Below are 25,092 nucleotides of genomic sequence, written 5' to 3'. Positions count from 1 at the left end.
CACGACACTGCTACCAAATAACCGGTCGCAACAGCACAGCGCCTAAGGCGCATACGGAAGCTGGGTTAACATTTACTCATGTCTGTTTCTGAGCTGTCCACCAGTACCCAGAACTATTTGAAAGCTATCTGGGGGCTAAAGGAATGGTCATCCGAGCCCGTTACCGCCACACTTATAGCGAAACAGCTGGGACTCAAGCTCTCCTCGGTCTCCGATGCAGTGCGCAAAATGTCGAAGCAAGGGCTCGTGTCACACACGCCCTATGGCTCTGTGGAGTTAACCGAACTTGGCAGGCAGTACGCATTGGTCATGGTGCGCCGCCACCGATTGCTTGAGTCTTTTTTGGTTCAAGCATTGGATTATACGTGGGACGAGGTCCATGATGAAGCCGAAAATCTTGAACACGCGGTGTCTGACATGCTCATAGAGCGCGTGGATAAGTTCCTCAATTACCCCACTAGGGATCCACACGGCGACCCTATCCCTACGGTTGATGGACAGGTCACTATCCCCAGTGCGCACCGTCTCACCGACAGCGGCGCACAACCGCAGGTGACCGTGGAACGCATTTCTGATTCCGACCCACAACTGCTGGCCTTCCTCAAAGAGCAAGGCATCGTCATTGGGGCTGTTCTTACCACGCGCGAAGGAACGCCCTTTTCAGAATCGCTCGAAGTACAGGTAGCCGACAGTACTCAGTGGGTAGTACTTGGGCGCCCAGCTACGGACGCAGTGTTTGTAGCACACCACAGCCTGTAGTCTTTCCCTTTCTCATTAATCCTGTCCCTACCTGCCCTTTTAAAAACTACGGTGCGGCGTAGTTTGCAACTACGGTAGTACGTAGTTAATCTTTTCGATCATCACCTATCCCACTTATGGCTAAGGCCAGGATGAGCAGGATTGTCATGTCAGACTCACCAGATTTGGTGTACTTTTCTAGCGTTTCTGAAAACACAAAAAGATTCGTCGAACGCTTAGATAGACCCGCAGTGCGCATTCCACTGCGGCCCAAGAAAACCGGAATGATCCAGGTTTCACACCCGTACGTACTCATCGTTCCAACCTACGGCGGTGGCTCGCTCAAACGCGCAGTCCCCAAACAGGTCATCGACTTCCTCAATGACCCAATCAACCGTTCCTTTATCCGGGGCGTGATTACCTCAGGCAATACCAACTTCGGAAGCGCTTACTGCGTCGCCGGCCGCATCATTTCCGCTAAGTGCCACGTTCCAGAGCTGTATCACTTCGAGCTACTCGGCACGCAGAAGGACGTTGCCGCTGTAAAGCAGGGCCTTCACAAGTTTTGGGAGCAGCAAAGCAACTAACAATTACACCCCATTGATTTCCCACAAAATGAAGACCACATCCGCAACACACAGATTGGAAACCACAATGCCGCCACTTAAGGCCACCCCCACACAGCCCATTGGCCCTACGCCCCGCACCGCTTCAGCAGACGATGCCGGCGGTGTCGGTAAGCGCAAGAGCTACCATGCACTCAACGCGCAGCTGAACCTATTCGACGATTCGGGAAGAATCCAGTTCGACAAGGACATTGAGGCAACACAAGACTTTTTAGCGCACCATGTCACTCCCCGCATGCATCAGTTTGAATCCACCAAGCAGCGCTTGGAGTGGTTGGTTGATAACGAATACTACGAGCGGGAATTCCTTGAGCTTTATGATGACGATTTTCTGTGCACTATGTACGACAGAGCCCACCGAGCCAAGCATCAGTTCCGCACTTTCCTCGGCGCATTTAAGTTCTTTACTTCATACGCACTGAAAACCTTTGATGGCTCGCGATTTCTGGAAGGCTACGAAGAACGCGTCGCCACCACAGCTTTGTACCTTGCACAGGGCGATGAAGAGCTTGCGGAGAAGCTGGTGGATGACATCATGACCGGACGCTTCCAGCCCGCCACCCCTACTTTTCTCAACGCAGGAAAAGCCCAGCGTGGCGAAATGGTCTCCTGCTTCCTCCTTCGCATCGAAGACAATTTGGAAAGCATTGGCCGCAGCGTGAACTCTGCACTGCAGCTTTCAAAACGCGGCGGTGGTGTGGCCTTGTTACTGAGCAATCTGCGCGAATCCGGAGCCCCAATCAAAAAGATTGAGAACCAAGCTTCCGGCGTAGTCCCAGTCATGAAAATTCTGGAAGATAGCTTCAGCTATGCCAACCAATTGGGCGCTCGACAGGGCGCTGGAGCCGTCTACCTACATGCGCACCATCCAGATATTCTTCGTTTCCTGGATACCAAGCGGGAAAATGCCGATGAGAAAGTCCGCATTAAGACTCTTTCGCTGGGAGTTGTTATTCCAGATATAACCTTCCAGCTGGCCAAAGAGAACAAGGATATGCATCTTTTTAGCCCGTATGACATCGCTCGCGAGTACGGCGTAGCCATGTCTGACATGTCTATCACCGAGTATTACGACGAGCTGGTTTCCAATCCGCGAATTTCTCATACGACTATCAAGGCCCGCGAGTTTTTCACCACGCTGGCTGAGCTTCAGTTTGAATCTGGATACCCCTACATACTCTTTGAGGATACGGTCAACCGCGCTAATCCCCTCAAAGGACATATCAATATGTCCAATCTGTGTAGTGAGATCCTCCAGGTCAACACGCCATCCACCTACGGCGCCTCAGGTAACTACACCACCGTTGGCCAGGACATTTCCTGCAATCTAGGGTCGCTCAACATCGCTAAAGCTTTTGAATCACCGGACTTTGGGGAAACTGTTGAAACCGCGGTGCGCGCTCTCACGAAGGTCTCAGACCTAACAAATATCGAAGCTGTTCCTTCCATCGCTCACGGTAATGCATCCATGCATGCCATCGGGTTGGGCCAAATGAATCTCCACGGTTTCCTGGCTTCCAAGCGTATTCCTTATGGCTGCGCCGAAGCACTGGACTTTACAAATATCTATTTCCTGACCGTGACCTATCATGCGCTCCGTGCATCCCATGCGCTAGCGGTTGAGAAAGGTCAACGATTCACTGGCTTTGAAGAATCCACCTATGCCACTGGCGTCTACTTCGACAAGTACATCGACCAAGACTGGGCGCCGGCCACTGACCACGTAAAACAGCTATTCCATGAGGCTGGCGTGCAGATTCCTCAACGCGAGGATTGGCTACGGCTCAAGAACCAAGTGATGCAAGACGGCATCTACAACGCCTACTTGCAGGCAGTTCCACCCACTGGATCAATTTCCTACATCAATGACTCCACCGCGTCCATACACCCGATTGCCTCCAAGATTGAAATACGCAAGGAAGGCCGCTTGGGGCGCGTGTACTACCCCGCACCGGAAATGACCAACGACAACTTGGAGTATTTCGATGACTCCTACACCGTGGGGTACAAAAAATCATCGACACCTACGCTATGGCCACCCAACACGTGGACCAAGGGCTTTCCCTGACTTTGTTCTTCACCGCTGACACCACTACGCGGGACATCAACAAGGCACAAATCTATGCCTGGAAAGCCGGAATCAAGACCTTGTACTACATCCGTTTACGCCAACCTGCACTCCAGGGAACCGAGGTCGAAGGCTGCGTTTCCTGTGCTCTGTAGGAACACGGTCCTTCCTTCATTCACAACCATCCATCAAGAAAGAAAGAAGCTATGTCTTCAACATCAAACACTGCTGAGCTAACCAGCATCTCAGTTACGCCGCCAAGTTACCGGCATGACCCTTCAGCCCGCATCCGCGCCATCAATTGGAATCGGGTGAGCGATGAGAAGGATCTTGAAGTGTGGAACCGCCTCACCGCCAACTTTTGGTTGCCAGAAAAGGTTCCACTTTCAAACGATCTCCCGGCGTGGCAGAGGATGACACCGGAGGAACGCAACCTCACCATGCGGGTGTTCACGGGACTCACCACCCTGGACACCGTCCAGGCCACTGTGGGCGAAATCTGTCAGATCCAAGATGCCCGCACCGAGCACGAGGAGGCCGTGTATACCAACATCGCCTTCATGCAATCAGTCCATGCCCGTTCTTACTCTTCAGTGTTTTCTACTTTGAGCAGTACGAAGGAAATTGATGAGGCATACCGCTGGGCGGTGAATAATGACCTTCTCCAGGCACGCGCCAAAAAAGTGCTCACTCATTATTTTGGACCCGATCCACTCAAGCGCAAAGTGTCATCGACGCTGCTTTCCTCGCTGCTTCTCTACGCGGGTTTCTATCTTCCCCTGCATTTTTCCGTCCACGCCACCCTGACAAATACGGCAGACATGATTCGCCTCATTCTGCGTGACAAGGCAGTGCACGGTTACTACTCAGGCTACAAGTACCAGCGCGGACTGGAAACGTCTGCTCCACAACGGCAACAGGAGATGCATGATTTCACTATTTCCTTGCTCGAAGAGCTTTATGCCCTAGAGCTGGATTATTCCGGCGAGCTATATGAGCCGTTGGGGCTCATGGATGATGTAGCTGTATTCGTTCGCTATAACGCCAATAAGGCGCTCATGAATTTGGGCTACCCGGACTACTTCCCACCTGAAGAAACGGAAGTGAACCCGGAAATCCTCGCTGCCCTAGCACCTGGAGCAGATGAAAACCATGACTTCTTCTCCGGCTCCGGTTCCTCCTATGTCATTGGCACCGCTGAAGAAACGAGTGATGATGACTGGGATTTCTAAACCGTTTCCACGACCAGACCAAGGAAGCTGGCTTGAGACCATCGCGCTGTTTGAAGCCATCCGCGAAGGAAACCAACCAGCAGCCATGCGGCTTTTGGATACGTCCGCCGCACGGGAGGCCGTCCTCGGGGGACTGTTAGGACTCATCGAACTGTACTTCCGCCATGAAGAAGACAAAGTGGATAACTTTCTTACTGCCGCCCACGCCGCCGGGCCACCGCCTGCCTTTGGCTGCAAGCCTTTTCTCCCTTGATCGCACGTACCTACGCCCAACTAAGAAGAAAGGACTTCCTATGACCACCCCACGCATTAGTGTTATCGTCGGCAGCCTGCGCCGCGGCTCATTTGCGCGCAAGATTGCACACGAAGTGCTCACAATGATTCCTGAAAACTACCAGGCAGACATCGTTGAAATCCGTGACTTGCCGCTCTATGACTTCGACTACGATGACCCCTCGGTCACGGACAAGCCCATTCCAGCTGAGTACACCACTTTCCGCGACACCATCAAGAACTCGAGCGGCGTCCTCTTTGTTACCCCGGAAAATAACCGTACTATCCCTGCCTGTCTCAAGAATGCAGTGGACATCGGTTCCAAGCCCAACTCGGATGTGGCTTGGAAGAACCTTCCCGCAGGTATCATCAGTCACTCTGTAGGCCGCATGGGCGGCTACAGTTCACAGAAGAACCTCCGGCTCGCCCTGTCCTACTTCGATATGCCGCTTCCTGGTCAGCCCGAGGTATTCCTTGGCCAATCCCCCACCCTCTTCGAAGACTCCGGCCATCTCAATGAAGGCACCGCAGGCTTTGTCAAAGACTACGTTATACGCTTCCTGCAGTTGGTCGACATGACATTAACAGCCAAGCACAGCTAGCGACGGCGACTAACCCTAGCCACCGCCCTCTACGAAGTACTTGAAGGCTTCTAAAGGGCCTTCTCAAAGACACAAACCCCGGATTCACACTCATCCTTGAGTTACCTGAATCTGAACCCAGGACGCTTCAAAAACACCGCTCTAATTCTTCGATTTTCGCTGAATTAGAGCGGTTTTAGCGCTGTCGCTGGACACTGACCCTGGCGACATCCTGTTAGGCCGCTACAGGGCCATACAGGGCAGGGGAGACCCCCATCTACGGCTTGCCGCCGTCGGGGGGTGCTGGGCATCTACTCTTCGGGCCTGACGCTGCTCACGCTGGGGATTAAGATCTCGCGCCCGGCGGCTGCAGCTATCGACGGCGTCATTTTGACCATCGGCACCATCTGGGTGGTCTTCTTCTCCCAAAGCTTCCTTGGGCCGTTCCAGTCTTTCCTGATCACCCTCGGCGTGCCGCTGGCTAGCTGGGCGGGCATCCTCATTGCGGACATCTTCACCCGCACCAAGGATTACGACGAGCCGGCGTTATACGACTCGGCAGGTCGCTACGGTGCCGTGGACTGGACCTCTATTGGCATTCTCACCGTCGCCTCGGTGATCGGCTGGGGTCTTGTAGCCAACATGTTTGCGGAGGAAGCTTCCTGGAACAACTGGCAGGGATACTTCCTGCCACTGGTTGGGGAGCACTGGGCGGACGCGAACCTCGGTGTGCTCGTCGCACTCGTACTCTCCTTCGTGGCGGCGTGGTTTGGGCGCCGGGGCCGCATCCGCCGTCAGGAGGGGACTGCGGCCTAGGAGTCGCGCCCTGCCGTGCCCGACCCGGCGTCCTACCGCGCCGGGTTGCTGACCAAGATCCGATCCACCTGCTCGGCCAAATCTTCCGGCGCGGTGTCGAAGTCGCCGGGCAGTTCCCGATCCGCCTGCTCGAGCGCTTCCTGGTCGTGCTCGCCGGTGGCAAGGTGCGCCTCCGCCTCGTCGAGAAGCCGCTTCAACCGTGTCAGGTTGAGTTGGTAAGCACCGTCGTTTTCGGGGCCGGGGACCTCCTGGAGCCAACCCGTGCCGGTGAAGGTGGGCAGTGTCGCATCGATGATGTCGCGCTTCAGCCAGTTGGTCATGCGGGGCCCACCGAAGTTTTCCACCCGGCCCGCTGTTGCTTGGCGGACGGTGCCGGTGGGGGTGAGGGTGGGGCCAGTGGTGTCGTCTGCAAGCAACGCCACCTGCATCAAAATTTTCAGTTCTCGGGGAAATAGGGACGGGGCTTCAATGCACCCCACTGCGGCTTTGAGCAGTTCGCCCAACAACGCCTCCTTATTCGGTTGTGTTCGGACAAGGAGACATTATAAATCCGCCTCCGACACCGGGAGGCGGATTCTCGAACGGATGTGTGGTTTGTGGTTAGCGCTGCAACTTCCAGATCACGGAGTTCGTGGAACCTGCGCGCACGAGCGCGATGTTGGCGGTGTCGAAGACGTAGAGCTCACCGGTAAAGCCCGGGACAATGAACGCGGAGCCGAAGCGCTGCACCTGCAGCGGGTTGAGCTTCTTCGGCTGGCCCACAAAGCCTTGGTTCCAGCAGTGGGTGCCGGTAAAGCCTCGGCTGATGGACACTGCGGGGATGAGCTGCTCTGGAGGGTTGCACTCCGGCTGGGTTTTGCGGGCGGTGTCGGAGACACAAATGGTTTTGGTTTCGCCGCCGACTTGGTAGGACTCGCAACGCACGTTGCCGTTCTGGTTGGAGTAGGTACCAACGTTGTTTTGTGCGGCGGCGGAGGGGGCGAGGGCTGCGGTGGCGGTAAGGATCGCGACGGCAGCGACGGTTACTGGGGCTGTACGTGTGATCTGCATAACAGAAGTATTCCAGGCTATCCCCAGCGTTGCACGCCTCCTGGCAGCGATTTCAGCACAATCCCATGCTGTTTCGCCTGTTCCGCATAGGTTTTCACAAATTTTTCAGAACGCACTCCACCGGCGCAATAGACCACCACGTCGTCGCCTTCGGCGTACTGCGACAGCGCGCGAGAAACCGCCTCGGGGTCACGTTCGATCTGGGTCAGTGGCAGGTGGGTGGAGTTAACCGGCAGGTCCGCGATCGCCCGCTCGTGGGGTTCGCGGATGTCCAGGGCGTGAGCTTTGCGGGTAGTGATGTCGTCGTAAAGCAACTGCCCCTCGGTGCTCACGGCGCAGGCATCGGTGTAGGTGCTCAAGCGCGTGGTCAGTGGGCGCGCCGGGTCGCGGGGGACGGTGAAGCGGCGGATGGTGGTGGTCAGCGCGTCGTACATGTGCAGCCGGCCGATCTCCGCCTCGCCGATGCCCGTGAGGAACTTCACGGCTTCGGTGGACATCAGCGAGCCGACCACGGAGGTGGTCACCCCGAGCACACCCGCGGTGGCGCAATCCGGCACGGAATCCGCGTCCGGCTGGGTGGGGTAGAGGTCCCGCATGCCCACGCCGCCCTCGGGCGCGCCGGGGCCGGAGTGCCACAGTGCGATGTCGCCGCGGTAGCGCAGCACCGAACCCCACAGCAGCGGCGTGCCGGTGATCTCGGCGGCGTCGGCGGCGAGGAATTTGGTGGCAAAGGTATCGGAGCCGTCGATAAGTAAGTCGATGCCGTCAAGCGCCTCGATGAAGTTCTCGGCGGTCAGGCGGTCGTTCACCGGCGTGACGGTGATGCCCGGTTGGAGTGCGCGCAGGCGCTCGGCGGCCACCTCCACCTTGCTGCGGCCCACGTCCTGGGCGCCGAAGAGGATCTGGCGGTGGATGTTGGTGATGTCCACGGTATCGTCATCCCACACCGTGATGTGGCCAACGCCCGTGGCGGCCAGCGTCTGCATGACGGGGCAGCCCAGGCCACCGGCGCCGATGACCAACACGTGCGCGTCGTATAGGCGTTCTTGCTGCTCCGGGCCGAATCCGGGCAGGTTCATCTGGCGCGCGGTGCGCTTGAGTTCGTTTTCCGGCAGCACGGCCCTACAGCACCGCGTCTTCCCAGTCGGCCCAGCTGGCCAAACCGTCGAAGGTGGACGACGCCACGGCGTGCTCGCGCTTCGGGATGCGCCCAGCAGCGCGGGCCAGGCGGCCGGCCTCCACCGCGTGGCGCATCGCGTGCGCCATGGCCACCGGGTCCTGGCAACGGTTCACCGCGCTGGCGAGCAGCACGCCAGAACACCCGAGTTCCATGGCAAGGGAGGCGTCGGATGCGGTGCCCAGGCCGGCGTCGATAAGCACCGGTACCTGCGCGCGCGAGCAGATCAACTCAATGTTGTGTGGGTTGAGGATTCCAAGTCCAGTGCCAATCGGGGAGCCCAACGGCATCACCGCCGCAGCGCCGAGATCCTCCAGGCGCTTGGCGGCCACCGGGTCGTCCGAGGTGTACGCCAGCACCGTAAAGCCTTCGTCCACGAGCATCTCGCAGGCGTCGACGGTCTCCACCACGTCGGGCAGCAGCGTCCGATCGTCCGCGATGACCTCCAGTTTCACCCAATCCGTGCCCAGCGCCTCACGCGCAAGTTTCGCCGTGATTACCGCGTCGCGCGCGGTGCGACACCCCGCAGTGTTCGGAAGCGGACGGATATTTAGGCGCCCCAGCAGGTCAAACACGCTCTCGCCCGCGCCGGTGGTCGCGGAGTGGCGGCGCATCGCCACCGTGGTCATCTCCGTTCCACTTGCCACCAGGGCGCGCTCCAGCATGTCAAAGGAACTCGTCCCACCCGTGCCCATGATCAGGTGCGACTCAAACTGCTGGCCTGCGATTTCAAGCATGTTTAGCCTCCTTGGACGGCGGTGAGGATGTCCACGGTGGCGTCGTCGAGAAGCATCTGCCCCCACTGCGAGCGCGGCACGACCTCACCGTCGACCGCCACGGCAGTGCCTGCCTCAGGCGCGCCGACCTCCGCCACCAACTCCTGCACAGTCGTGGCTTCGGTGATGGTCCTTTCACCGTTGAGCGTTAGTTGCATTCGTGCCTCCTCGGGTCGCATGCGGATAAGTTTATGAATGGTGCTTGCTTTTCGACGACCCCAGCACCACACCGAGCCCCCAACGCCGCCAGCAAAATCCCGTGCCGGAAGTAACCGGTGGAGACCACGGTGCGCTCGTTAATACGACCGATGTACGGCAAATCATCCGGCGTTCCCGGGCGCGCACCGGCGCCGGCCTCGAGGAAATCGCACTCCTCAACCGCCGGCACCACCTCAATCGCATCCCGCAGCAGCTGGTGAACGCCCTGCACCTGCGGCTGGTCGCGGCCGTCCTCGCGCGTGGTCGCGCCGATAGTCAGCGTGTGGTCCTCGCGCGGAATGAGGTAAATCGGGCGGTCCTCCACAAACCCGCGCACCACATGGGTCAGCAGCGGGTACTGGTGGTCCGGCACGCGCACGTGCAGCACGTCGCCGTACACCGGGCGCAGATCCAGAAACGGGACCAGCTCGCGCGCGCCCAGACCATTAGCGACGACCACCTGATCCCCGTCCAGCTCGTCCGTACTATCCACGCGCTTGTGTATGAACGTCACCCCGGCATTCGCGCAGGCATCCATGAGCGCCTTGGTAAACAAGCGCGGCTGCACCTGGTGATCCCCGCAATCCGCACCGCACCGTTAATGGCAGGGGAGAGCGCCGGCTCAAGGCCGCGCGCCTGACGAGTGGTGACTTTCTCCACCGCCATACCGTGCTTTTCCTGGTACTCGCTGAGTTCGGCCAGGTGCGTCTTGTCCGCCACATCGCGCGCGACCACCAGCGTGCCCTCCGTGCGATAGCCCGTGGGCAAATCCGAATATTTTGCGGTCAGCTTGATCAGATCCGGGTAGAGCTCCGCAGACGCCGTCATCAGCGGAAAGAGCGGGTCTTGCTTATAGACGACCTCCGCCGTCGGCGCCAACATCCCACCCGCATAATGCGACGCCCCCGACGCCGGCGCCGGGTCGTACACCGTGACCGCGTGGCCCCGATCCGCCAACGTAAGCGCAGTAGACAGACCGATGATGCCCGCACCGACAACCGAGATATTCACAGCGATCAGGGTAGCGCTTTTGCCCGGTCCGTTTGGCCCCTTTCAAACTCCGCGACCACGCGCTCGCAATAGTCCTGGGAATCATCGGCGTGCATGATCCCGCGAACAATGGCCAACCCGTCCACACCCGCCATGGCGAGGTGGTACGCGTCATCCACCGTCACATCCCCGATGGCCACCAGCGGCACCTGCGCAGCCGCCACCAGGGGCGGGTAGCCGCCGAAGCCCAGGGGAGGCCGGCCCGAGTCCTTCGTCGGTGTGTCGCGGAAGGGCCCGCAGCCGATGTAATCGATTACGTCTTTGTATGCGTTCGCGGCCTGAACCAGCTCCATCGTGCCCGTGGTCAGACCGATGATTGCGCCCGGGCCGAGCAGGTCGCGCGCCACCTTAACGTCCAGATCGTCTTGACCCACGTGCACGCCGGCGATGCCGTGGTCGCGTAGTGCTAGGGCGACGTCGACGCGGTCGTCGATAAGCACCTGCGTCTTCGGGTTCACCTCGTGCACGGCCTCGGCCACATCGCGGGCAAGGTTGTACAGGTCGCGCGCACTAATCGGCTTCGAGCGCACCTGCACCACCCCGGCACCACCAGCCGCGGCGGCGCGGGCGCGCTTCACAATGTCGTCACCCTGGCCGGTGACAAAGTAACAGCGCAAATCGAGTTCGGGTTTGCCCATAAGCTGCGAATCCATGCACAACACCCTATGCGGTTTAGATCTGCAGCGGGCCGGTACGCGTCGGATGGCCCAGCGGCTCGATATGCACGATCGTCTCCGCGCCACCAAGCGCTGCGGCGATACCTTCCTCCACCGCATCCGCGTGATCGTGGGAGTGATCCACCGTCCAGGAGCCTGGCACCTGCATAACCAGGTTGACCAAGCGGTCGCGGCCAGCCTCCGCCGTACGCACCGACGTGAACGTCACGCCGTTGTCCTTGGCATAGGCATCCAGAAAGTTATGGACAACCTTCTGCTCATCCTCGGGCAGCGTGTGCGACAGCAGCCCCAGGATCGCACCCTTGAGCAACTTGTAGCCGGTGAACAAGATGTTCAGGCCAACCAGCAGCGCCACAATCGGGTCGAGCGGCTGCCAGCCAGTCAGCCACACCAACGCCATGCCGACGATGACGCCCACGGTGGTCCACACGTCCGTGATCAAGTGGTGCCCGTCCGCATTCAGGGTGGTGGAGCGGTACTTCTTACCCGCGCGGATGAGCGCGACACCCACGCCGAGGTTCAACAGCGTGGCCACGATAGAGAACGCCAGGCCGATGCCGAGCTGCTGCACCGGTACCGGGTTGATCAGGCGATCCACCGCCGTATAAATGATCACTATAGAGGCGATCAGGATGAGTGTGCCCTCCACCTGGGCGGAGAAGTACTCGGCGCGGGAGTGGCCGAAGTTGTGGTTGTCGTCCGCCGGCTTGGCTGAAAGCTTCAGCGCCCACAGGCCCACGGCGGCTGCGACGAGGTTGATCCCGGACTCCAACGCGTCCGATAAGAAACCCACAGAACCCGTCACCCACGCCGCGATTGCCTTCAGCACAATCGTGACAATGGTAGCGCCGATGGAGAGCCACATGAAGCGCTCTAAAAGTTTTTGTTCATCAACAGCTGCCCTGGTAGAGGCGGGTTCTTGGGTATTCATAGCGGGACGAATCGTAGCACTTGCGTACGCTGGTTGTCCACGTCAATGCTGTCTCATTGAAAGGAACACACCATGGGCCGTTGGGTCGTCGCAATCGCAGGTGCCGTCGTGGGCGCGCTGTTCTTTGGCTGGCTGCTGCAAATGCTCGGCGTCACCGGCATCCTTTACACCGTCGGAGTACTTATCGGGTCCGCTGTGACCTCCTCTGCCGCCGGTGCACTGATCAAGCCCGGGCGGTAACCCGGGCGCGTTGTTGTTTCCCACCAGTTAGGAACACCCCTTATGGCGCGCACACGCCGTCTCCACTCAGACCCCTTGATTTTCTTCTCCGCCTTGGGGTTCATTCTCATCTTCGTTGCGGGCACCATCGCGTTCGGCGATACCGCCCGCAAGACCTACGCCGCCGTCTCCGGCTGGCTGATGGACCACTTCACGTGGCTCTACGTCGGCGGCATCTCTGCCACGCTGGTCTTTTTGATCTGTGTGTTCGTCTCCCGCTACGGGAACCTGCGGCTTGGCGACGACGACGATGAACCCGAATACTCATACCCCGTCTGGTTCGCCATGCTCTTTGCCGCCGGCATGGGCGCAACACTCATGTTCTGGGGTGCCGCCGAGCCACTGAACCACGCCTTCAACCCGCCACGCGGCGGCTACGAATCGATGAGCCGCGACGCGATCATCCAGGCGTTCGAGTTCACCTACTACCACTTCGGTATCCACATGTGGGTGATTTTCACCTTGCCTGGTCTGGCGGTGGGGTACTTCGTCTATAAGCGCAAAATGCCCGCGCGAATGTCCTCCATGTTCGCGCCCCTGCTCGGCCGCCGCGTGTACGAAGCGCCGGGCAAACTTCTCGACGCCCTGGGCATCATCGGCACCGTCTTCGGCCTCGCCGTCTCCGTCGGCCTGGGCGTACTGCAGATTTCCGCCGGCATGAACATCCTCTGGGACGTGCCCCTGGTCACCCCGGTGCAAATCGCGATCATTTGCGGCATCACCATCGCCGCCTCCATCTCCGTGGCAACCGGCCTGGACAAGGGCGTGAAGATCCTGTCCAACCTGAACATCGCCGGCACCATCGCCCTGATGCTTTTTGTGCTGCTCACCGGCCCCACCCTGAAACTGCTCGGCCAGATCACCGAATCCTTCGGCATCTACGCCCAATCCCTGCCCGAGCTGATGTTCTGGGTCGACTCCTACAACGACAACCCCGGCTGGCACGCCACCTGGACCGCCTTCTACTGGGCCTGGACCATCTGCTGGTCGCCATTCGTGGGCATGTTCTTCGCCCGCATCTCCCGCGGCCGCACCGTCCGCGAATTCATCGGCGGCACTCTGCTGCTGCCCACCGCGTTCGACCTGGTGTGGTTCTCCATCTTCGGCCGCGCAGCCATCGACATGGAAGAGCACAACCCCGGCGTGCTGACCAAACCCGTGGTGGAAGACGGCGACACCCCACAAGCATTGTTCACCCTGCTTGCGGACTACCCGCTGTACACCATCACCGGCACCGTCGCCCTGATCGTGATCGTGTTCTACTTCGTCACATCCATGGACTCCGCCGCCCTGGTGATGGACATGTTCGCCTCCGGCGAGGAAAACAAATCACCCACCTACTACCGCGTCGGCTGGGTGGTCGCCGTCGGCCTGGTCACCGGCGCGCTGCTGTTTATCAACGACTCCGGCATCAACGCCCTCCAACAAGTCGTGATCATCATCGCCCTGCCGTTCTTCTTCATGTACTTCGTCATGATGTACTCCCTGATCAAGGCCATGAGCGACGACTCCGCCGCCGCCCGTAAGACCCGCTCCCGCACCTGGGAGAAGACCGACACCGCCGAGAAACTCGAAGAAGGCGAAAACAAACCCGCGCCGGGCTACGACGCGCAAGGCAACGAGGTGGAGCGTCCCGAACTCGAATACGACGCCGAGGACGACTCCTGGAAGTTCCCCGAAGGCTTCAAACTCGAGCGCGGCGACCGCGACACTATTGTCGACGAACGCCGCCAGGACTAGCGCTTGGCCTAGCGCCAGAACTAGCGCTTGATCCGCATCTTGCGGTGGGGAACTCCTGTATCCAGGAATTCCTCACCCTCGGCCACCAGCCCGAACTGCTCGTAGTAGCCGACAAGGCCGGCCTGCGCCTCGATGACCAAATCCCCGGGGAAGCGCTCCGTGTACTCGATACCCGCGCGCACGATCTCCGGGCCAAGGCCCGAGCCGCGGTGGTCGGGATGGACCACGAAACGCCCAAAGCGCGATCCCGTCTCGGTGGGGAAGACGCGGGCGCAGCCGGCGAGGGTGTCGTCGTCAAGCAATGCAAGGATGTGCTTCGTCTCGGGGTTAGCGTCCTGATCATCAATCTCCGCGTACGGGCACTGCTGCTCCGCCACGAACGTATCCACCCGCAACTTGTACAACTGATGGACCTGGCGCGGCGTCATCTCATCCAGCGATAGAAACCTGATCATGCTTCGGCTCAATCCTTCCTGTCTTGCCATACGAGAGGTGGCGGTGAGCCCACTCAAACGGACCCTGCTTGCCCGCGCGCTCCAGCAGCATCGCGAGCGCGATCGTGATCGCCCACACTAGCAAGCCAATGCCCAACTTGCCGGTCACCGTGGTGTCCAGACCGATGCCCAGAAACGCCGGGGTGCACAGCAAGATGAACAGCACCGACTGCGCCAGATACCCCGACATGGAACGCTTACCCAACGCCACGAACGCCCGCGCCCACCCCGGCACGTCGTTGTTCAGTCGGTGCGTGGCCAGCGCAAGTGCCGCCAGGATGCCCGGGCCCGTGAGGTAGCCCAGCGCCTGGTTCAGGATGAACAGCGGCAGCTCCCACTGTGCCGGCAGCACACCCGCGGCCGCCAAGCCCCACGGCAGGCCGATGCCGACGATGATCACCGCGGCGATAACGGTCCAGGTGATGAGGGTTTTGCGGTGCGTGGTGACGTCGACAAGCACCCGCTCCCGCGCCCACACAAACCCAATAATCGCCAACGCCCACAACTGCACCACAGCAAACGGCTGCATGGCCAACATGCCCACCGCCATCTGCAGGTTTGAGGAGAAATATGCCGCTGGCGTATCAAACGTGATCGTCGGATCCGGCTGTATGATCGCCTCCGAAGAATTGAAGAAAAACGCCGAGACGCCACCTAACACCCCGAACGTGGTGAACAGGCCCAGAATCGAATACGCCACAATGCGCAACGTCTTCGACGACCACGACAACCCCCACGCCAACAAGATGCCCACCAGGCCATACGTGAGCATGATGTCGCCATAAAACAGGCCAAGCATATGCGCCAAACCAAACAACGCGAGCACTGCGTATCGACGAACCAACACCCGCCGCGCATCCTTCAACGGATAGTGCTTGCGGTAGAGACTGGCCGCCACCAGCCCGAAGCCGAACCCCAACAGAGTGGAGAACATCGGCAGGCCACGCACGTGGATAAACATCGCGGCGAACACGGCACTGACCTGGTCGACGATGCTGTCCGGGCGCACGCCACCGACCGACCAGCCCGCACGCGACTGATCCTCCGACCAATCATTCGTGATCCACGTCTGCGCCACATTCGCCATCGCGATGCCCAGCAACGCCGTGCCGCGCGCCAAGTCAGGCACGATCAGGCGCTGCTTTTGGGGTTGTGCAGGTTGCGTGGCTGGCGCAGGTTGGGCGGAGTGCTGGTTCGGGCGTGGTGCCGCATGCGAATTCATGCGGCTCAACCTACACGGCTACCGCGACATATTCGCTACGGCATCAGCCACGGCGACACCGCCGCCAAGATCGTGCGGGTCGAATGATCCAGCACCGGGTCCAGATCCGGAGCGAACAGCGGCGAGTGGTTCGCCGGAGCGCCCTCCATTTCCTTCTTACTGCCCACCGCCCAGTAGAAGTAGGGCACGCCCCAGGCTTCCGCGATGGTGGGGAAGTCCTCCGAACCCGACAACCGGCCAAAGTTGCCCGCGCGCTTACCAAACTGCTCGCGGAACACCGCCATGACCTTCTCCGTCGGCTCCTCGTGGTTACTAAACACCGGGGCGCCGCCAATGACCTCGAAGGTGGGCTCCCGGTCGCAACCCGCAATGGCGCATTCTCCTTGGACGATGCGCTTGATGTCGCCGTTAAGCTTGTCCGAAATCTCCTGCGTAAACGCGCGCGTGGACACCTTGAGCTCCACCGAATCCGGGATCGTGTTCGGCGAATCGCCGCCGTGGACCGCGCCGACCGTGACTACGCCCATCTCCTGCGGATCGATGTTGCGCGAAATGATCGTCTGCAGGCTCATGATCACCTTCGCCGCAAGCACCACCGGGTCGATGCCATGCTGCGGCATCGAGCCGTGCGAGCCGCGGCCGAAAATCGTGATCTTGGTCTGCACGCACGTGGAAAACACCGGGCCGGACAGTGCGCCGACGCCATAATCGTCGATCCACGGGCCCACGTGCTGGCCCAACACCACATCCGGCTTGACGATCTTCTCCGCCAAACCCGCTTGCGCCATATCCACCGCGCCCGCGCCGGTTTCCTCACCCGGCTGGAACAGTGCGATAAACGTGCCCGACCACAGGTCCTTGTGCTGCGCCAACGCCTCCGCCGCACCCAACAGAGCAGTCGTGTGCATGTCGTGGCCACACGCATGCATCCGGTTCAGCGCCGGGTCCGCCGAGTACTCCAGGCCGGTCGCCTCGCTGATCGGCAGGGCATCGAAATCCGCGCGGAAGCACACCACCGGACCCTCGCCGTTTTCCAGCACGCCGACCTTGCCCGTCTTGCCCACCGCGGTGACGGTGTAACCGATCGCGGTGAGTACCTCCTCAATGCGTTGCGAGGTAGCAAACTCCTGCATCGACAACTCCGGGTTCTGGTGGAACCACTTGTAAAGGTCTTCGCGCTTGTCGCGTGTCTTGTCGATCGTGTCCTCGAAACCAGCGAGGCGTCCAGTGAGTTTCGGTAAGTCAGCCATGGGCCTACCTTACGTGCCCGAAAGCACCCCCGGGTGGGTCTTCGTATGGTTGAATGGTGCCAATGTTGCCCAAGTGATTACTGTGGCAAAAGTTGTCTTCACGCGCCTTCGAAACACTGATAGGGGATAAGTATGCGCCGCCTCCCATCGGCCCGCACCATTGTCGCTGCCGCCGTCTCCGCCCTCGCGCTCGTCGTCACGCCTGCTCTTAGCGCAGGTGCCGCGCCCGCGATGGCACAAAACGCAGCGCCCGTCGACACCGCCGACCCCAACTACATCTGGCGCACCGACATCATCTCCAAAGCCCTCGCCGGCAAACCCGGAGCCGACCGCGTCCTCCACCGCGTCCCCGGATCCTTCCACGACGCCCCCCGCGTCCCCGCCGAAGCCGACCAAGCCCGCGCACGCGGCAACGCCCTCTACGGACCCGGCACCCCGCTCTACGTCGGCAACACCCCCGGCTCCGAGTTCATGTGCACCACCACCGTCGCCGGCTACAACGACCGCGGCCAAAAAGTCGCCCTCACCGCCGGCCACTGCGGCAACGTTGGCGACAAGGTCAAATCCGCCGACGCACCCCAACTCGGCACCACCGGCACAATCACCCAAGTAGACAAACAAAAAGACTTCGCCGTGATCACCCTGGACAAAAACACCGAAGTCACCCGCACCTACGACGGCATCACCGCCAACCACGTCGGCGGCGCCCCCGTCCGCCCCGGCGGCACCGTGTGCAAGAAAGGCGTCGCCTCCGGCTACACCTGCGCACCCACCTTCACCGACTGGGACACCCACAACGTCAACCACGTCTGCGCCATGCAAGGCGACTCCGGCGCCCCACTCATGGTCGGCGACCGCGTCATCGCCATGGTCAACGGCGGCACCTGGCACGCACCATTCGACATCGCATGCCACAGCCCGCTACAAGGCCCGATCCACGCGCCAACCGCATCAGCGCGTCTCGACTCCGTCCTGCCATCCGTCAAAGGCGGGTTCCGGCTCCCGTAGTTCTTAGCGCCCGGGGCTTGGGGGAGTCGCGGGGAGGCAAAGACCACTAGGCGCGGAGGCGGGCGGCGATCTCGTCGACCACGCGGGGGTTACCCGCAACGCACCAGGTCACGCCACCGGCATCGACCTTGACGCAGCGGCCGCCGACGGCCTCCACGAGCGCCTTGCCGGGCAGCCAATCCCAGTCGGGGACGGAGTGCTGCATCCACGCACCCATTTGACCTGCGGCGATGTTGGCCAGGTCGACAGAGCCGGCGCCGAGCATACGGATCGTGGCGGCGCCTGAAACCACGCGCAGCCAGGGCTCACGAACGGCATCATCCGACATAAAGGTGGGGTGGAGGTAGGTCACCAGGGCGCTTTCGGCGAGCGGGGCGTCGGCAAGGGTGGGCAGGGCAACGCCGTTGCGGGTGGCCTCGCCGTCGGCGGCGACCCAGGTGGTGTCAAGTGCAGGGCGGTGGATGGCGGAGATGGTTGGGGTGGGGACGTGGAGTCGTCGATAAGAGCGAGCGCCGAACAGAAGTAGTCGGAGCCTTGCGAGAAGTTGTAGGTGCCGTCGACGGGGTCGATCACCCAGGTGCGGCCGGTGCGGGAGGGGCGGTTGGAGCCCTCCTCGCCGATGACGCCGTCGTCCGGGCGCAGTGCCTCGAGCGAGGTGGCGACGAAACGTTCCGCGGCACGATCTGCCTCCGTGACCACGTCGGACACGGAAGTTTTGAACTCCGTGCCCAGGCCCTCGGCGCGCATGCGCAGGGCAAGGCCGCCGGCGTGTTGGACAAGCGCGGCGGCCAGTTCGGCGTCGGAGGAGGAACGGTGTGCGTTGATAAATGCTTCAGTCACGCCGCCATTATGGCGCAGTCGGCGCACCCTCGCGGGTCTCGGGGAGGTAGACGTTGGAGCCTAAGTCGCGGAACTCCTGAGCCATCTCGCGCTCGCCGGCCTTGGCGTCGGGGCCTGCACCGCCAGCACCGCCAGCGCCGCCAGCACCGCCCGAGAAGTCGAATGACGGCATGCCGAGGTCTGCGATTTGGTCGGCGAACTCGTCGCGAATGTCCTGGCTGATGCGCATCGAGCAGAACTTTGGTCCGCACATGGAGCAGAAGTGGGCGGTCTTCGCGGGCTCGGCGGGCAGGGTTTCGTCGTGGTAGGCCTGCGCGGTGTCGGGGTCGAGGGAGAGGGCGAACTGGTCGTGCCAGCGGAACTCGAAGCGTGCCTTGCTCATGGCGTCGTCCCAGTCGCGCGCGCCGGGGTGACCCTTGGCTACGTCGGCGGCGTGGGCGGCGAGTTTGTAGGTGATCACGCCGGTCTTCACGTCGTCACGGTTGGGAAGTCCCAGGTGTTCCTTCGGGGTGACGTAGCACAGCATGGCGGTGCCGCCGGCGGCGATGTTGGCGGCGCCGATGGCTGAGGTGATGTGGTCGTAGCCAGGGGCGATGTCGGTGACCAGGGGGCCGAGGGTGTAGAACGGCGCGCCGCCACACCACTGTTGTTCCTTCTCGTTGTTCACCTGGATCATGTTCAGGGGCACGTGCCCTGGGCCTTCGATCATGACCTGGACGTCAAAGTCCCAGGCGCGGCGGCAGAGTTCGCCGATGGTTTTGAGTTCGGCGAATTGGGCGGCGTCGTTGGCGTCGGCGACAGAGCCGGGGCGCAGGCCGTCGCCAAGCGAGAATGCGACGTCGTATTGGGAGAAGATCTCGCAGAGCTCGTCGAAGTTTTCGTACAGGAAGGATTCCTTGTGGTGGGCGAGGCACCAGCCGGCCATGATCGAGCCGCCGCGGGAGACGATGCCGGTGACGCGCTTGGAGGTCAGCGGCACGAAGGGGAGGCGAACGCCGGCGTGGACGGTCATGTAGTCCACGCCCTGCTCGCACTGTTCGATGACGGTGTCGCGGAAGATCTCCCAGGTCAGGTCCTCGGCGATGCCGTCGACCTTCTCTAGCGCCTGGTAGATGGGCACGGTGCCGATGGGCACGGGGGAGTTGCGCAGGATCCACTCGCGGGTGGCGTGGATGTCGTTGCCGGTGGATAAGTCCATGACGGTGTCGGCGCCCCAGCGGGTGGCCCAGCGCAGTTTCTCTACCTCTTCGCGGATGGAGGAGGTCACGGCGGAGTTACCGATGTTGGCGTTGATCTTGGTCAGGAATGCGTTGCCGATGATCATCGGCTCGCTTTCCGGATGGTTGATGTTGTTCGGGATGATCGCGCGCCCGGCGGCGACCTCCGCGCGGACCTTCTCTACGTCGCAGTGTTCGCGCAGCGCCACGAATTCCATCTCGCGGGTGATTTCGCCGCGCCGGGCGTAGGCCATCTGGGTGACACGCTTGCCCGGCTTGGCGCGCAACGGTTTGCGGGAGGCGCCACGCCACTCTTCGCTGGCGGAGCCGCGGCGGACGGCAGCGCGGCCGTCGTCAAGCAAATTGGGCTCGCGGCCGACGTATTCCTCCACGTCGCCGCGGGCGGTGATCCACTCGCCGCGCAGGTTGGGCAGGCCAACTTCCGGCTCGGCCCAGGGGCCGCGGGTGCGGTAGATCTTGAACGGCTCGTTGGGGCCGGTAGGGGAGTCGTCCAGGTGGATCGCGGTTTCCGGAACCTCCAGCCCGTCCTTCAGAATCGGCGCGTATGCGTGCTTGGGGTGGATTTCCTGGGCATAAATATCGGCATGCGTTTCAGGCACGACCTTCTCCTTACTTCCTTCGCTGGTGCTAACCAGACAGGTTCGAACGGTGCTCGCGCAGGCGTAGCGCGATCTCAGCCCGATGCCTCGGGCGCCCGTGTGGGGTCGCAGCACACTCTATCCCGTCGTGGGGGCTGCGTCAGGCAGTTCGCTAGACTTCCCGGTTATGCAGCCCGAGACTCAAGCGCGGATTAAGGATCTTTCGTCCACACTTTCCACTATCGAGAAGGTGATGGACCTCGACGTGCTCCGCGAGCGCGCCCGCGAACTCGAGGCCCAAGCCGGCGACCCGTCTCTGTGGGACGATCCGGCGCACGCACAGCAGGTGACCACTGAGCTTTCCAATGTGCAGTCGCGGTTGAAGAAGGTCACGTCGTTGCGCTCGCGTATCGACGACCTGCCGGTCATGTACGAACTCGCCGAAGAAGAAGGCGACCCCTCGATGGCCGACGACGAGTTGGAAGACGTGGCCGCGCAAATCGATTCGCTCGAGGTGCAGACCATGCTCTCCGGCGAATACGACGAGCGCGAGGCCGTGGTCAACATCCGCTCCGGCGCCGGTGGCGTGGACGCAGCGGACTGGGCCGAGATGCTCATGCGCATGTACGTACGTTGGGCGGAAAAGGCTGGCCACAAGGTGGACGTCTACGACATCTCCTACGCCGAGGAGGCTGGCATCAAGTCCGCCACCTTTGTTGTGCACGGCGATTACCTCTATGGCCAGTTGTCGGTGGAGCAGGGCGCGCACCGCCTGGTGCGTATCTCTCCGTTTGATAACCAGGGCCGCCGCCAGACCTCGTTCGCCGAGGTGGAGGTGCTTCCGGTCGTGGAGCACACCGACCACATCGACATCCCGGATTCTGACATCCGCGTGGACGTCTACCGTTCCTCCGGCCCGGGCGGGCAGAGCGTGAACACCACTGACTCCGCCGTGCGCATCACCCACATTCCGACCGGCATCGTGGTGACCTGCCAGAACGAGAAGTCCCAGATTCAGAACAAGGCCTCGGCGCTCAACGTGCTGCAGTCCAAGTTGCTGGAGAAGAAGCGCCAGGAGGAAAAGGCGGAGATGGACGCCCTCGGCGCGGGCGGCAACGCCAGCTGGGGCAACCAGATGCGCTCCTATGTCCTGCACCCGTACCAGATGGTCAAGGACCTGCGCACCGACTACGAGGTGGGCGACCCGCAGAAGGTGCTCGACGGCGACATCGACGGCTTCCTGGAGGCTGGCATCCGCTGGCGCATGGCACAGCAGCAACAAGAGTCACACCAGTAACGGGTAAGGTGTGTCGCGTGATCCGATTCGACCATGTGACCAAGACGTATCCGACGTCCACGCGCCCCGCGCTCAACGACGTCACCCTGGAGATCCCAGACGGCGAGTTCGTCTTCCTGATCGGCGCGTCCGGCTCCGGCAAATCGTCGTTCTTGCAACTGATGATCCGCGAGGAAAACGTCACCTCCGGCGACATCTACTTCGGCGACTTCCACGTCAACGCACTGTCTGGCAAGCAGATCAACAAACTGCGCCAGTCCATCGGCTACGTGTTCCAGGACTTCCGCCTGCTGCCCAACCTCAACGTGTACGACAACGTGGCGTTCGCGCTCGAGGTGATCGGCAAGCCGAAAGACCGCATTGCCAAACTCGTGCCGGAGGCGCTCGAACTTGTCGGCCTCGGCGCGAAGGCGAATCGTATGCCGCGCGAGTTGTCAGGTGGTGAGCAGCAGCGTGTTGCGATTGCGCGTGCGTTCGTCGATAAGCCAAAGCTCATGCTTTGCGACGAGCCCACGGGCAACCTCGACCCAGGCACCGCCGACGAAATCATGGCCCTGCTTGCGCGCATCAACCGCATGGGCACCACCGTGATCATGTCCACGCACAACGCGCGTGCGGTGGATGACATGCGCAAACGTGTCATCGAACTGCAGTTAGGCAAGGTCGTGCGCGACGAACAAAACGGCGTCTACGGAGATGTGAGGAAGTAACCATGAATTGGAATTTCATCTTCCGCGAAGGCTTCAAAGGCCTCGGCCGCAACCTGACCATGACCATCGCGCTGGTGATCACCACGGCGCTCTCGCTCGCGCTCGTCGGCACCGGCATTTTGATCTCGCAGGCCACCGCCGATACGAAGAAGCTCTACCTCGACCGCGTCGAAGTGATGGTCGAGCTGGACGAGGATATTTCCGCTAACGACAAGGACTGCTCCACCGACGCCTGCAAGCAGGTGCGCGACACTCTGCAGGGCGACGACCGCGTCGAGCAAGTCACCTTCCGCTCCCGCGAGCAGTCCTACGAGCGGTTCGTGGAACTGTTCCAGGATGCCGAGCCGGAACTCGTGCGTGAGACCACCCCGGATGCGCTTCCGGCCGCGCTGCACGTGCGCCTGGAGGACCCGACAGACACGGCGCCGCTTGACGCGATCCGTGAGATGTCACAGGTCACCGTCATTTCTGACCAGGCCGACACCGTGCGCTCCGCCGCCGGCACCCTGAACACCTTCCGCAATGCCGCCTTCGTCATCGCCGCAGCACAGGCGCTGGCTGCCGTGTTCCTGATCGCGAACATGGTGCAACTGGCCGCGTTTAACCGCCGCGAGCAGATCGGCATCATGCGCATGGTCGGCGCCTCGCGCTGGTACACCCAGGCCCCGTTCGTGCTCGAGGCCGTGATCTCCGTGCTGCTCGGCGCGGTGCTGGCCACCTTCGGCGTGTGGGCCGGCAAGCAGTTCCTGGTGGACCCGCTGCTCGGCGACCTCTACGCATCCCAACTCATCGCCCGCGTCCCAGACTCCGCAGTGTGGGCCGTCATGCCACTGACCGGGCTCGTCGCCATGGTGCTCGGCGGCCTCGCAGCCCAGGTGGCACTTCGCTCCTACGTGCGGAAGTAGTACACTCGAGCGCCTATGTCCAAGAAGAACAAAAAGCAGAAGCTTTCCAACACCGGCGTCCTGGCGACCAACCGGAAAGCTCGCCATGACTACACCATCTTGGACACCTGGGAGTGCGGCATCGTCCTGCAGGGCACCGAGATCAAGGCGCTGCGCGAGGGCAAGGTGTCGCTGGTGGAGGCGTTTGCCACCATCGACAACGGTGAAGTCTGGCTGCGCAACATGCACATCCCCGAATACTCCAAGGGGCACTGGACCAACCACCCGCCGCGCCGCACCCGCAAACTGCTGCTGCACCGCCGCGAGATCGACTCGCTGGAAGGCAAAGTCCGCGACGGCAACCGCACCCTCATCCCGCTGTCGCTTTACCTCAAAGACGGCCGCGCCAAGGTCGAGTTGGGCCTCGGTCAAGGTAAGCAGGACTACGACAAGCGCCGCGCCATCAAGCGACGCACCGAGGACCGCGAAATCACCCGTGAGCTGGGCCGCAAGCTGAAGGGCATCAAGGCGTAGCGTTTTCAGTACGGTGGGGGCCTATGAAAAAGGCACTGATTACTGGAGCGTCTCGCGGCATCGGTCGCGCGATTGCTGAAGAACTTGGCAAGGACCACCACATTTACGCAGGGGCGTCTCGGGATGCGTCCGAGACTGTTTCGGCGCTGCCGAGTGCGGAGCCGTTCGAGGTGGACCTGACGGACACCGAAGCCATCTTGGAGGCGGCCTCCAAGATCGAGGACCTCGACGTCCTCGTGCTGGCCGCCGGCGTGATGGAAAACGGTTCCCTGGAAGAGGTTGGCGACGCCTCCTGGCGCAACATGATGGAAGTCAACCTCCACGCGCCCGTGACCCTGACTCGCGCGCTGCTTCCTGCTTTACGACGATCCAACGGCCTGATCATCACCATCAACTCCGGCGCCGGCTACCACGGCATCGCTAACAACTCCGCCTACTGCGCCTCCAAGTTCGCGCTGCGCGGCTTCACCGATTCACTCGCCCAGGAGGAAGCCGGCAAGGTGCGCGTGACCTCGCTGCACCCGGGCCGCACCGACACCGACATGCTCTCCGGCGACGACGGCCTGCCCAAGATGGCCGCCACCGAAGTAGCCAAGGCAGCCCGCCTTGCTGTCGACGCCGGCCCCGACGCCGTCATCGAATTCCTCCGCGTCCGCCCAGCGTTCACGGGGTAGGTTGCCGGCTGGGGCAGGGCTTGCCGGCTGGGGCGGGCTTGCGGGCGTTGCTCAAGCTCCGGCGCGCCCAGCCCCTTGTGCTCCGGCGCGCTCGGCTCCTTGGGCTCCGGTGCGCTCGGCCCCTTGTGCTTGTGCGCCGCGTCGGGTAACG

25 protein-coding genes, 3 pseudogenes and 1 riboswitch are annotated in these 25,092 nt (G+C 61.6%); of the genes and pseudogenes, 15 read left to right on the top strand and 13 right to left on the bottom strand.

From position 1 onward, the window contains the following. Positions 1-78: 78 nt before the first annotated feature. The 7 genes and pseudogenes from HMPREF2656_RS13570 (at position 79) to HMPREF2656_RS10400 (ending at position 6,334) form a co-directional block, all read left to right on the top strand. Entirely contained in the window at positions 79-759 is a 681-nt protein-coding gene (locus HMPREF2656_RS13570) for a metal-dependent transcriptional regulator (RefSeq protein ID WP_022862719.1), read from the top strand. 116 nt (positions 760-875) lie between these two features. Further along, entirely contained in the window at positions 876-1,325 is a 450-nt protein-coding gene (nrdI, locus tag HMPREF2656_RS10420) for a class Ib ribonucleoside-diphosphate reductase assembly flavoprotein NrdI (protein WP_052093126.1), read from the top strand. A gap of 67 nt (positions 1,326-1,392) precedes the next feature. After that, positions 1,393-3,587: pseudogene (gene nrdE, locus HMPREF2656_RS10415) on the top strand (class 1b ribonucleoside-diphosphate reductase subunit alpha). A gap of 51 nt (positions 3,588-3,638) precedes the next feature. After that, the gene (nrdF, locus tag HMPREF2656_RS10410; protein WP_034666259.1) at positions 3,639-4,664 is read left to right on the top strand and encodes a class 1b ribonucleoside-diphosphate reductase subunit beta; all 1,026 of its coding nucleotides are present in this window, start codon (positions 3,639-3,641) and stop codon (positions 4,662-4,664) included. Then, positions 4,645-4,917: a hypothetical protein gene (locus tag HMPREF2656_RS12890; RefSeq protein WP_133065267.1), complete on the top strand. Its 273-nt coding sequence runs from the start codon at positions 4,645-4,647 to the stop codon at positions 4,915-4,917. Before nrdF ends, HMPREF2656_RS12890 begins: the two co-directional genes overlap by 20 nt. A 40-nt stretch (positions 4,918-4,957) precedes the next feature. Beyond that, positions 4,958-5,539, top strand: a complete 582-nt coding sequence (locus HMPREF2656_RS10405) for an NADPH-dependent FMN reductase (RefSeq protein ID WP_022862715.1) — start codon at positions 4,958-4,960, stop codon at positions 5,537-5,539. Between the two features lie 279 nt (positions 5,540-5,818). Then, the gene (locus HMPREF2656_RS10400; RefSeq protein ID WP_141761077.1) at positions 5,819-6,334 is read left to right on the top strand and encodes a cytosine permease; all 516 of its coding nucleotides are present in this window, start codon (positions 5,819-5,821) and stop codon (positions 6,332-6,334) included. 32 nt (positions 6,335-6,366) lie between these two features. Here the strand turns inward: HMPREF2656_RS10400 and HMPREF2656_RS10395 are convergent, their stop codons facing one another. The 8 genes and pseudogenes from HMPREF2656_RS10395 to HMPREF2656_RS10360 all read right to left on the bottom strand — a co-directional run bounded on the left by HMPREF2656_RS10395 (position 6,367) and on the right by HMPREF2656_RS10360 (position 12,193). Continuing rightward, positions 6,367-6,837 (bottom strand): hypothetical protein, encoded by a 471-nt coding sequence (locus HMPREF2656_RS10395; protein WP_070452108.1) that lies wholly within the window; start codon positions 6,835-6,837, stop codon positions 6,367-6,369. 97 nt (positions 6,838-6,934) lie between these two features. Then, a complete protein-coding gene (locus HMPREF2656_RS10390; protein ID WP_070422538.1) occupies positions 6,935-7,384 on the bottom strand; it encodes a hypothetical protein in 450 nt (149 codons plus the stop codon). A 17-nt stretch (positions 7,385-7,401) separates the two neighbouring features. Beyond that, complete coding sequence (locus HMPREF2656_RS10385; RefSeq protein ID WP_256381257.1) at positions 7,402-8,502, bottom strand: ThiF family adenylyltransferase; 1,101 nt, start codon at positions 8,500-8,502, stop codon at positions 7,402-7,404. Between the two features lie 4 nt (positions 8,503-8,506). Further along, positions 8,507-9,298 (bottom strand): thiazole synthase, encoded by a 792-nt coding sequence (locus HMPREF2656_RS10380; RefSeq protein ID WP_070816684.1) that lies wholly within the window; start codon positions 9,296-9,298, stop codon positions 8,507-8,509. Between the two features lie 2 nt (positions 9,299-9,300). Continuing rightward, on the bottom strand, positions 9,301-9,495 hold the full coding sequence (gene thiS, locus HMPREF2656_RS10375) for a sulfur carrier protein ThiS (RefSeq protein ID WP_070816683.1): 195 nt from the start codon (positions 9,493-9,495) through the stop codon (positions 9,301-9,303). Then, positions 9,486-10,546: pseudogene (gene thiO, locus HMPREF2656_RS10370) on the bottom strand (glycine oxidase ThiO). Before thiO ends, thiS begins: the two are co-directional and overlap by 10 nt. A 5-nt stretch (positions 10,547-10,551) precedes the next feature. Beyond that, on the bottom strand, positions 10,552-11,223 hold the full coding sequence (locus HMPREF2656_RS10365; protein WP_070816681.1) for a thiamine phosphate synthase: 672 nt from the start codon (positions 11,221-11,223) through the stop codon (positions 10,552-10,554). Positions 11,224-11,257: 34 nt separating this feature from the next. Continuing rightward, the gene (locus HMPREF2656_RS10360; RefSeq protein ID WP_070614448.1) at positions 11,258-12,193 is read right to left on the bottom strand and encodes a cation diffusion facilitator family transporter; all 936 of its coding nucleotides are present in this window, start codon (positions 12,191-12,193) and stop codon (positions 11,258-11,260) included. Between the two features lie 72 nt (positions 12,194-12,265). Here HMPREF2656_RS10360 and HMPREF2656_RS10355 point away from each other — a divergent pair, with 72 nt between their 5' ends. Together HMPREF2656_RS10355 and HMPREF2656_RS10350 are read left to right on the top strand one after the other, a co-directional pair. Continuing rightward, complete coding sequence (locus tag HMPREF2656_RS10355; RefSeq protein ID WP_070422543.1) at positions 12,266-12,433, top strand: glycerol dehydrogenase; 168 nt, start codon at positions 12,266-12,268, stop codon at positions 12,431-12,433. Between the two features lie 42 nt (positions 12,434-12,475). Then, positions 12,476-14,212 (top strand): BCCT family transporter, encoded by a 1,737-nt coding sequence (locus HMPREF2656_RS10350; protein WP_083319519.1) that lies wholly within the window; start codon positions 12,476-12,478, stop codon positions 14,210-14,212. Between the two features lie 20 nt (positions 14,213-14,232). On the opposite strand, the gene HMPREF2656_RS10345 is transcribed toward HMPREF2656_RS10350, so the two are convergent. The 3 genes from HMPREF2656_RS10345 to HMPREF2656_RS10335 are packed head-to-tail and all read right to left on the bottom strand — an operon-like array spanning position 14,233 to position 17,178. Continuing rightward, on the bottom strand, positions 14,233-14,667 hold the full coding sequence (locus HMPREF2656_RS10345) for a GNAT family N-acetyltransferase (protein WP_070452088.1): 435 nt from the start codon (positions 14,665-14,667) through the stop codon (positions 14,233-14,235). Continuing rightward, positions 14,642-15,928, bottom strand: coding sequence for a DUF418 domain-containing protein (locus HMPREF2656_RS10340; RefSeq protein ID WP_083319518.1), 1,287 nt, complete (start codon positions 15,926-15,928; stop codon positions 14,642-14,644). The genes HMPREF2656_RS10345 and HMPREF2656_RS10340 overlap by 26 nt, the downstream gene beginning before the upstream one ends. Before the next feature lie 35 nt (positions 15,929-15,963). Beyond that, positions 15,964-17,178, bottom strand: coding sequence for an amidohydrolase (locus tag HMPREF2656_RS10335; RefSeq protein WP_070816679.1), 1,215 nt, complete (start codon positions 17,176-17,178; stop codon positions 15,964-15,966). A 132-nt stretch (positions 17,179-17,310) separates the two neighbouring features. Between HMPREF2656_RS10335 and HMPREF2656_RS13140 the strand changes: the two genes are divergently transcribed. Next, positions 17,311-18,186 (top strand): chymotrypsin family serine protease, encoded by an 876-nt coding sequence (locus HMPREF2656_RS13140; RefSeq protein WP_070816677.1) that lies wholly within the window; start codon positions 17,311-17,313, stop codon positions 18,184-18,186. Between the two features lie 46 nt (positions 18,187-18,232). On the opposite strand, the pseudogene HMPREF2656_RS10325 reads toward HMPREF2656_RS13140, so the two are convergent. Then, a pseudogene (locus HMPREF2656_RS10325) lies at positions 18,233-19,053 on the bottom strand (inositol monophosphatase). Continuing rightward, entirely contained in the window at positions 19,034-20,863 is a 1,830-nt protein-coding gene (gene thiC, locus HMPREF2656_RS10320; RefSeq protein ID WP_070816686.1) for a phosphomethylpyrimidine synthase ThiC, read from the bottom strand. Before thiC ends, HMPREF2656_RS10325 begins: the two are co-directional and overlap by 20 nt. Then, a riboswitch (TPP riboswitch) is annotated at positions 20,861-20,972 on the bottom strand. Its footprint overlaps the gene before it by 3 nt. Positions 20,973-21,029: 57 nt before the next feature. On the opposite strand from thiC, the gene prfB reads away from it, so the two are divergent. Genes prfB through HMPREF2656_RS10295 form a run of 5 tightly spaced genes read left to right on the top strand, consistent with a single transcriptional unit; the run spans position 21,030 to position 24,941 of the window. Next, positions 21,030-22,139, top strand: coding sequence for a peptide chain release factor 2 (gene prfB / locus HMPREF2656_RS10315; protein ID WP_070816676.1), 1,110 nt, complete (start codon positions 21,030-21,032; stop codon positions 22,137-22,139). Between the two features lie 17 nt (positions 22,140-22,156). After that, entirely contained in the window at positions 22,157-22,849 is a 693-nt protein-coding gene (ftsE, locus tag HMPREF2656_RS10310; protein WP_070816674.1) for a cell division ATP-binding protein FtsE, read from the top strand. 2 nt (positions 22,850-22,851) lie between these two features. Beyond that, positions 22,852-23,754 carry a permease-like cell division protein FtsX gene (ftsX, locus tag HMPREF2656_RS10305; RefSeq protein ID WP_070816673.1) on the top strand — a complete coding sequence of 301 codons (903 nt, stop codon included), beginning with the start codon at positions 22,852-22,854 and terminating at the stop codon, positions 23,752-23,754. A gap of 15 nt (positions 23,755-23,769) precedes the next feature. Beyond that, a complete protein-coding gene (gene smpB / locus HMPREF2656_RS10300; protein WP_070452075.1) occupies positions 23,770-24,267 on the top strand; it encodes an SsrA-binding protein SmpB in 498 nt (165 codons plus the stop codon). Positions 24,268-24,290: 23 nt separating this feature from the next. After that, complete coding sequence (locus HMPREF2656_RS10295) at positions 24,291-24,941, top strand: SDR family oxidoreductase (RefSeq protein WP_070816671.1); 651 nt, start codon at positions 24,291-24,293, stop codon at positions 24,939-24,941. The last annotated feature ends 151 nt before the right edge of the window (positions 24,942-25,092 follow it).

It is taken from the genome of Corynebacterium sp. HMSC034B08, from assembly GCF_001835805.1.
GTDB classification, from domain to species: domain Bacteria; phylum Actinomycetota; class Actinomycetes; order Mycobacteriales; family Mycobacteriaceae; genus Corynebacterium; species Corynebacterium coyleae.
Note: the sequence above shows the minus strand (reverse complement) of the source record. Positions and strands in the feature narration are given on the sequence as shown.